This window comes from Synechococcus lacustris str. Tous, assembly GCF_003011125.1.
GTDB classification, from domain to species: Bacteria; Cyanobacteriota; Cyanobacteriia; order PCC-6307; family Cyanobiaceae; genus Synechococcus_D; species Synechococcus_D lacustris.
This window is the reverse complement of record NZ_PXVC01000075.1, coordinates 1-9,092: the sequence shown is the minus strand read 5'-3', so window position 1 is coordinate 9,092 and position 9,092 is coordinate 1. Positions and strand designations below refer to the sequence as shown.

The following is a 9,092-nucleotide window of genomic DNA, read 5'->3' as shown; positions in this document are numbered from 1 at the left end:
GAGTTGTAGAGACTGGCATCATCAACGGTTGCCGGATCACTAAAAGCAATCGGTTGGCCAGTTTGGGGGTCAACACCGTCGGTTTTTACTGGTTTTCCAACTTGTTTTCCAGTTGGGTAGTCTTCTTTGACAATGCCCCTGAAAAGGCCTGTATCGGTCTCTGCTAGTTCACCTACCGCTTCAACTTGTTTAACAGTGCCCGTGAACCTSCCGGTGGGAAGRATCAGGACGGGTAGATCGCCGTGCTCGGTTTCGTAGTGRTTGAGGGGTTGGGCGGAAGGAGCGGTGAGCTCGATGCCAACATCAGAGAGGAAACGGCTGTTACCAGCACCGATACCACGGGCAAAGGCCTGGGCATCGGTAGCGAGCTCCCCGCCGGCAAGGCTGGTATCACGAAGAACTTGTAATTCGCGGGTGGTGGCCTTGGCGGTTGGGTTGATGCCCAATACAAGGTTGTCGCCAGCGGTGAGGATCTCACCTGGTTGAAAGACTAGGGCTATGGCCCTGGATAGTGCACCCATAGTTCGACCTCTAATCTCTCAATGATTTTAGTTTAGTTGATACCCGAAGAAGGGGGCCGAAGCCCCCCACATTGGGAAGTTATCCTCTCTCCTGGTTTTGTTAGGCCTATGAAGAAGCGCGACCAGCAACCGAGCTGGCGGTGGACTCGGCCAGTCCGGTGGCGTTGGCTGTCACCGTGCCGGAGCCAAGGATGGTGACGTTGTAGTTACCAATCCCAACCGCTGTGGTGGTGGCCGTTGCTGTTGCGGTGCCTGCAACAGAGCTTGCTACAACTGTGTTGAGCAAGTTGGAGATGGCTTGGATGTTGCCAGAAGTAGTGATGTTGCCTGTACCATCTGTGTCGTAGATGCCATAACCGGTGACAGTGCCAACAGCTGTCGAATCGCCTGCAATCGAGATCGCAGTTGAATCGTAATCACCCGTTGAGGTGCCTTTGATCAAGTTGACACCGGTTTGGCCGCCCAGGATATCCACATTTTGGAGACCTCCGATGGTTGCAATCATCGAACTGGAAGCATCATCGGCATTTGTACTGCCAATCGTGTTTGCAAGGACAGCCATGCCTGTAATCGATTGACCGATCACATCACCATCGAGGGGACCGGCTGTCAGGAGACTTTGGTTGGTTCCTGGAGTGCCTGAGGTGGAAGTAGCACCTGTGCCCAGAATACCGGCGGTATCGACGGTACCGACGGCATAGGAGGTACCTTCAGTGGTGGTACTGGTGACACTTACTTGGTTGCCGAGGACGCCTGCGTTGAGCGTACCCACAATGGCCAAGCCTGTGATGTTGCCTGACTGGCCGATGGTGATGTCAGTGTCAGCGTTAGCCAAACTTGCGCCATAGACATCGAGATCACCTTTGGCATACGCACCCCAACCTGAAGCGGTGCCCTCAGCGCCATTAACGTTTTGTGCAAAAGCACTGCCGCTAGCTTGTGCCTGAGACTGCACATTGCCATCGGCTCCGATGCTGACATCGGAGGTTGAAGCGACTTGCTTAAGGCCATCAACATCAAGAGTCAGGATTGCACTTGAATAATCACTATCCAAGCTGTTACCAACGTTTGTTGCTCTCGCGTTGCCGGTTGTGGTAGCAACGTTTGTGAGGTTGCCGTCATTGCCAATGATGATTTTGGAATCATAGGTACCAGCGGCTGTTTGGAAAATCTTTGCATCCGCTGTATCGATGCCTACTAGGTCGCCAATAGTTGCTGCTGTCGCCGTAAGCACGTTGGTTGAGGATGTATAAATCGTTCCGGCATCTCGGCCAACGGTGATGTCAACTTGATCGTTACCGATTGAAGTGGTGTCCACGAGAGTGTTGCCAACGGTGGCGTTGGCACTCTCCCAGACGGTGTTCGCAAGGGCAGAAAGGGTTGTTGTTGCCCCGAGACCAATGCCACCGACGGCATCTTGACCGATGGTCAGAGTGTTTGTACCGTCGCTAGTGGTAAGACCAGACACGGTTGAAGCGCTGCCCGCTGTTGAGGCGGCATCACCAAAGGTGGTGTTGGAGGTTGCAGAACCGGCGAGGTTTGCTGTTGCGGTGAAGGCTGTGGTGTTGGTGCCGACGGAAATTGTAGTGCTTTCAATACCGGAGATGGTGTCAGTACCGGCCACGGTTGCAGTTGCATYATTTTTAAYRCTGGTRCCGGATGTACCRACRTTGCTGGCATTGGCTRTTTGRGTGCTGCTTGCAGCAGCGGCCATCGTCAGGGTTGTGCCTGARGTGATGGATGWGACGTCAACRGCGGCGACAGTATCGTTGCCGAYGGTTGCATCGGCACCAAGAAGCGAGCTTGAGTTKCCAGACGTTGTTGTTGCRGTGGCGGTGTTGGTGAAGGTGGCCGTMGCGCCGATGGCTGCACTGGTTCCAGCGGCGATAACCCCGAGGCCGTCGCCTAGGGCATTGGCCGTTACTTGGCTAATCGCAGCCTGGGCATCAGCACCTACAGATGTTGCTGTAGCTGTGTTGGTACCCAGCGAGCTAGCCGTAATGCCTACAGAAGTTCCAGTACTAAGAGTTTCCGTAGTTGTTAGAGCTGTGTTGCCCAGATCAATACCTGTTGAATCTGTGACCGTTACAGTTGCTGACGCATCAGCTGTGGTACCAGTTGCCGTTGCGCTGTTCGTTCCAGCAACGCTGCCGCTAATAGTWCCTGMGGTRCCAATTATTGTGTCATCAGTATCTAAATCCAAGCCATAGTTTGCTGTTACAACAGTGGTCGCTGAGGCGTTATCTGCAGAGGCAAGATTTCCAGTTGTGGTGGCAGTTGAGGATTGCACCACCGTTGAGCTGCCACTCAATCCTGCTGAAGTACCAGCCGTGAACAAACCGGCACTGGTGACACCAGCCGCCTCGGATGTAAGAGAATCTGCAGTCGCATTAGCGTCAGTGGAGGTGGCTGCAGTTGTGACCGTGCTAGTGGCGGTACCCGTTACAGCAGCACTCGTACCGGAGGTGAAGGTTGTGAGTTCAACGGCATCGGAATTAGTGTTTATGCCATATGCGAAGGCAGCATCATCGACTGAAGAGGCTGATGCACTGAGAGATGCAGTATCAGTACCGGTAATAGTGGCAGTGGTACCGGCGGTCACCGTGGTGATTTCTGTGCCGCTTGTTTCGTCGAGTTCTGAAAGCGCTGTTGCTGTTCCGACGACAGCGGATGCCTGAACGGTACTGGAGGTGGTGGCAGTGCCGTTGACTGTTGCACCTTGTCCAGTGGTCAAAGAAGATATGTCAATACCTGAGGCGTCGGTGGTATCAGCTTCCGCATCGGCTATTCCACCTACCGTTGTTGCGGTGGAGTTGATTAAGTTTGTCGCACTGCCACTCAATGCCGCTGATGTACCGGCAGTGAAAGTACCAGCACTAGTGGCACCATCAACAGAACCTACGATTGAGTCGGCTGTGGCGTTAGCGTCAGTGGAGGCGGCGGCTGATACCACGGAACTGCTGGTAGTGCCCGTTACCGAAGCAGTGGTTCCGGAAGTGAAAGTAGTGTATTCAACTCCGTTGGCTGAGGCATTTGTTGCTTCCGAGGTTGCAGCAGCATCAACGGATGTGGCTGATGCACTGAGACCTGCAGTATCAGTGCCCGCGATGGTGGCGCTAGTGCCTGCGGTCACAATGCCAATTTCTACGCCGCTGGTCTCGGATAGTGTTGAATTGGCATTTGCAGTACTGGTAACGGCTGATGCCACCACCGTACTGGAGGTGTTGGCCGTACCCGAGACTGTTGCAGCCTGACCCGTGATCAGGCTGGCAGTTGCAGCCATATCAATGCCGGATGCATTGGTGATCGTGGCATCAGCATCTGATGCACCCGTGATAGTTGTGGCACTGGCATTTGTGGTATTAAAAGCACCAGCCGAAATGGTGCCATTAGTTCCAACTTGGATCAAGCCTGAAGCTGTTTCTAGAATACCAACATTTCTAGTGAGCACCGCATCTGCATCAGCGGCGCCTGTAGTGGTTGCTGCAGTAGCGCTCACCGTGACACGATCGGAAGAAGTGCCTACGTTGGTGGTGATGTCTCCCGTCGTACCAAAAATGAAATCGCCAGCTTGATTGCCTACATCATCAATACCAACAACATTGACGGCTGTAGAGGCTGCAATTGCAGCCGCAGGCAAACCAGTTGTTCCCACAGAAGTTGCACTTGCGATGGCATCGCCATCGACGTTGGCAGTGATAGTTCCTGCACTTCCAACAGTCAGGTTTTGATTTTGCAAACCTACGCTTTCTGTCAGGTAGGCTTGAGCGGCTGCATCGCCAGCTGCATTAATTGCAGTTGCAGTAGCAGTGTTATTTGCAGTAGTATTAATGTTCGCAGTGGTTCCACTTGTTATGTCTGCGGTAGCATCAGTGTAACCAGCAGTACCGGAGACAATCGCCGCAGTAATTGTAGGCGTATTGCCTGCGGCATCTTTAATGGAAAATGTGGTCGAACTTAAGATTTTGTCAACATAATATGTTGTGGCTGTGCTCAGTCCGGCGGTTATATCAGATAGAACACTAAATTGAATGGCGTCTCCAGCGCTCAACGCTGCAGTACTGCCCGTTACAACAGCGCCTGTAGTTATTCCAGTTACACTTATGTTTGCAATATTCTTTTCGACATCAGTAACGCCGCCTGCATCGCCTGAGAAAAACGCCGCTGCATTTGATTCTAACAGAGTTCCGGTAGAGGAACCGTAAGCAGCTGTTGGCCGTACTGCATTCCCACTAGGCGTTTCTGAAATTGTGAATGTGCCAACGGCTGTGCCAGCACCAGTATTAAGAGCTGTGATGTAATAGATTTTATTTGCTGAAAGCCCAGCGCCGGCTACGTCAAGAACGCTGAAGCTGATGGCATCGCCTACAACAGGTGTGGCACCTGTAGCTGTGTGGTAGGTAACGACACCTTCGGTTGAAATTCCGACGGTCGTTATAGGCTCCCGAGCTGTTGAGGTAGTCGCCGCAGCCGTAGCGGTTCCGTTCTCTTCAGCTGTAATGGTCTGGCTCTGACCCGCCGTAATCGTGGAATCCTGAATACCAGTGGAATTTGTGGCCTTGGTAGCAGCTGTGGCAATGCCGTCAACAGACGTGGAAGTGGAGGAGGCGGTTTCGTTGGTTACCGCCGACGTAGTCCCGTCGATTCCAGTGTTGATCGTTGAGGTGTCAACGGCAACTGCATTGATGGTGTCAGGCATGGAGATAAAAAATTAATTCCTGCTAATGATCGCCTCTTTTTTCTGCTTTGGTTTAATCAGCTGCTAAGTCGGTAAACCATATCAGCGGCATCGCGGGAAGCCTGTTTGCCCCTTTAACGGAAAAGCGCTTTTGCGTTTTTGTGGCAAATTGCTAGTATGGGTATGTATTTGTTTCTTGCATGCCTAATTCCAGCAGTTCAGTGCTCACCTTTGCTGATAAGCGCTATGCGATCCAGGATTTACCTGATACGGCAAAAGCTGCGATCCAAAATCTCCAATGGGCAGATGCCCAGATCCGTCACCATGAAGAAGCCCTACGGGTAAATATGTACGCGCGACAAGCCATGGTWCAGGAGCTCTCATCTATCTTGGCTTCTGTTCARCCTCTTCCCTAAGCCAATGGCGTTGATCGCTGTTTTGTCTAACTATTAGTTCATAAAAACAGTAATTTGCATTTGCTTGACATATGGCCTCRTCTYGTGCTAYAGATTTAGCTATGTAGTTCAGATTTTTGCTTTGACACCCCTTTACCCTTACCACGAATCCGAGGCACATTATGGCTAGCAAGCCCCTCATTACCCCCAGTGGTGCACCGCTTTTAGATCTAACTGATTACGCAGGTAAATCTGTATCCCTTAATTTTAATGTTTCTCAAGACTCATCTTATACAGAATCAATAGGTTTTTACAAAGTTAATAATTATGATGGTGCTATATCGCGTGGGTCGTTAGTAGTAAAACCTGGTGATGAAAACTATAAGACCATTGCCTTRGCCTCTGATAATTTACTTTACTCAAATGGTAATAGTTTAAGYCTTAGTGCACCTAATAATCAACAAGTAAATCAGCAATTTACTGTTSCYGGTGGTGCACTATATGCCCCCTAYGCAAGCATTCAATCAACTGGTGATACATTCTTTGCATGGTCTGTAGAAAATCCTAGTCAATTTTCTAATATTAGGAATAATGGTTCACTTTCTTTCTCTGTAGAAGATATTGCAGGAGGTGGCGATCAGGATTTTAATGATCTTCAAGTTTTTCAAGTTTCCGCTTCAAWCGTTGATTCTGGTGGTGGTGGTGGTGTAGTTCCACCTACCCCAGTTGCGAAACCTTCATATTTCTCTATTTCAGATGCTAAAGTTATGGAAGGTRATGTAGCAAAAGTTTTAATAACCCGTACAGGAAATCTTAATGAGGTGCAACATTTATCTCTAAATTCGTTCGGTGGAACTGCAAGCCTAGGTAAAGACTATAATAAAGTTTCAGAGCCTATTGTATTTGCCAAGGATCAAAAGTCAYACACCTCACTTATTCCCACCCTGAATGATTCTCTCTTTGAAGCCACAGAGTTTATCTCATTAATGCTTTCCTCCGATTCAAATAATCTCAATACGGTAGCTCCTAACTTCACTCGAACTATTGGTTACGTTTCWATTTTAGATACAGACGAYGATAATTATTTTAATACGGGTTCTTTTTCTCAGCAATCCACTCCTATTGCTATTTCTGGTGGTCTTAAAGCTTCGGATGGTTCTTCAATTTCTATTCCTGCCAACACCACTATTGCCTATGGCACAAATGCATCCATCTATTGGCCACCTGCTCAATTTCTTCCCTTTTTTGGGGCCGCTGGTTATCTACCTCCTTCCAGYCAAAATATTGCAATATCTGGTGGTGTACAAGCTAGTGAAAACTCTAAAATTTCAATTGGTGTAGACCCAATCTCACCAGGTGTAAATGTAGCCTTACCAGCTGATCTTAAAAATATTGTTGTTAATTCACCATTTAATGCTATTGCGGCTAGCTCCGTTGATCYGCTTCATTTTTTACAATTKCAGCCAATTTACAATTTYGGTATTTCAGCGCCTACAGGCTTCTTACCATTYACCAATACTGGTTTTGCTCCCGCTCAATTTGCTTCCTTAGTAATAAATCCCCAACAGCTATCCATCTTGCAAAGTGGTTCCCGTTCTGTTAGTTAGGCTTCATACATTTAAATTTAATGTAMCCGGCATTTATGGCAAATCCCACTCAAAGCCCTGCTGGATTTGGCAAAAATAACCAAAGTATCATAAATCATGGCGAAAATAAAAAGCGGGCTATCTCTGCTCATCTTCTCTTTCAGGAGGGTAAACTTGAGCAGGCTGCAATTATTTATAAATCCTTAATTAAGGCTGATTTTGTTCATTTTTTGATTCTTGGTAATTTAGCTATTATATACGCAGGTAAAGGMGAAYTAACARAAGCAGAAACTTTCATAAATCATGCCCTAGCTATTAATCCAGATTTTTCTGAAGGCTGGGCAACCCTTGGTTTTATAAAAAAAGGTCAGGCTAATTTCGAAGAAGCTATTGTATATTATGGAAAATGCTTAATTTTATCRCCAAATAATTTTATTTGTTWTTATAATCTTGGTAATGTGTTATCTCAGCTGGGTCGTTTTAATGAGGCGGTTGTTGCTTATAAGCAAGCTACACACTTAAATCCTRGTTTTGTAGAAGCTCTAACTAATTTAGGTTTTTGTTTKGCTGAACTTGGCGAGTATCACCAGTCAATTGCTAGTTATTTAGATGCATTGTCTATAAACCCAAGTCATTTGGCAGCATTAAATAATCTTGGTAAATCCTATCAAGCTCTTGGTGATATCACCTCTGCTATTGAAATCTTTGAACGTGCTATAGTTTTAAATCCTTCTTCCCCWGATCTTCTATTTAATTTTGGTGTTGCCCTAGCTATTAATAATGATATTCAAGAAGCTATTGATGCATACCAGAAAGCTCTTGAGCTTAAGCCTGATTTTGTTGAGGCCTATCTAAATCTTGGATTAATTCATGCAAAGCTTGGTAAWTACCAAGTGGCTATCAGCTTCTATGAGCAAGCTCTGCTGTTTAATCCACAATCGCTAGAAGCTATGTTTAATCTTGCCAATGCCCATACTGTTGAAGGGAATTTTAATAATGCTATCTATCTTTATGATAATATTCTTTTGATTAATCCTGAGCTTGCAAAGGCTGAGTATTATCTATCTCTGCTAGTTGATGCAAAACAAAAATCAGAGCCCTTCGCTAGGGTGAAACAATCTTTGTTGAAAACTTCTGCACCAGATCAGCAGGCTTATTTATATTTTGCTATTGCAAAGTATATGGATGATTTGAGTAACGAATCTGCATTTGAATATTATCAAAAGGGCAATAAAATTATGCATACTTCCTCTTCATGGCAAATCCCAGATTTGAACAAGTTGATTGATGCTAACCGGGCCATTGGTTCCATTAGCTCTACTTGGCCAGATGAATATAAACCTATTTTTTTGGTTGGGATTCCCTGTTGTGGTGCTGAGTTGGTGCAAATGGTTTTAGCTCAAAATCATAACCTAGGAGATTTATGTAAAGATCATTTTTTTGATCTTGCKCGCAATTATATTCTTGATTCTAATATAAATTCTTTTCCGGCATCCAAAATTTCCGTAATCAAAGAAATGTATTATGACAATGATATGGCTAGTTTATTAACTAATGAATCTTTTTTTGGTTTCCAGTATTGCACTGCTATTACTAAGATCTTTCCGCAAGCAAAAATTATACATTGTTACCGTAATCCTATTAGCAACTTGCTTGCAATTTACAAGGGCTATTGGGGATCACGGAATCCTTGGGCTTACGATATCGATGATATTATATCTTATTTTAAATTTTACCAGAAAACAATGGAATTCCATATGGCTGATCCTTCATCTTCAATAATTAATTGGGATGTAGATGCAATGCTTGCTAAGCCAGAAGTTCAAATTAAAAGGCTTATTGAACATAATTAATTGGGATGTAGATGCAATGCTTGCTAAGCCAGAAGTTCAAATTAAAAGGCTTATTGAAC

At 46.4% G+C, this 9,092-nt stretch carries 5 protein-coding genes; 3 read left to right on the top strand and 2 right to left on the bottom strand.

Annotation, left to right across the window (positions count from 1 at the left end; all coding sequences use genetic code 11):
* Both C7K08_RS11360 and C7K08_RS11355 read right to left on the bottom strand, forming a co-directional pair.
* Positions 1 to 521 (bottom strand): hypothetical protein (locus C7K08_RS11360; protein WP_133165239.1); only part of this gene is annotated, 521 nt, incomplete at its 3' end.
* Between the two features lie 106 nt (positions 522 to 627).
* The gene (locus C7K08_RS11355) at positions 628 to 5,220 is read right to left on the bottom strand and encodes a beta strand repeat-containing protein (RefSeq protein ID WP_133165238.1); all 4,593 of its coding nucleotides are present in this window, start codon (positions 5,218 to 5,220) and stop codon (positions 628 to 630) included.
* A 179-nt stretch (positions 5,221 to 5,399) separates the two neighbouring features.
* Between C7K08_RS11355 and C7K08_RS11350 the strand changes: the two genes are divergently transcribed.
* The 3 genes from C7K08_RS11350 (at position 5,400) to C7K08_RS11340 (ending at position 9,033) form a co-directional block, all read left to right on the top strand.
* Entirely contained in the window at positions 5,400 to 5,615 is a 216-nt protein-coding gene (locus tag C7K08_RS11350) for a DUF6447 family protein (protein WP_106500724.1), read from the top strand.
* 161 nt (positions 5,616 to 5,776) lie between these two features.
* Entirely contained in the window at positions 5,777 to 7,201 is a 1,425-nt protein-coding gene (locus C7K08_RS11345; protein ID WP_106500723.1) for a Calx-beta domain-containing protein, read from the top strand.
* 35 nt (positions 7,202 to 7,236) lie between these two features.
* Positions 7,237 to 9,033 (top strand): tetratricopeptide repeat-containing sulfotransferase family protein, encoded by a 1,797-nt coding sequence (locus C7K08_RS11340; RefSeq protein WP_161955899.1) that lies wholly within the window; start codon positions 7,237 to 7,239, stop codon positions 9,031 to 9,033.
* Positions 9,034 to 9,092 lie beyond the last annotated feature (59 nt).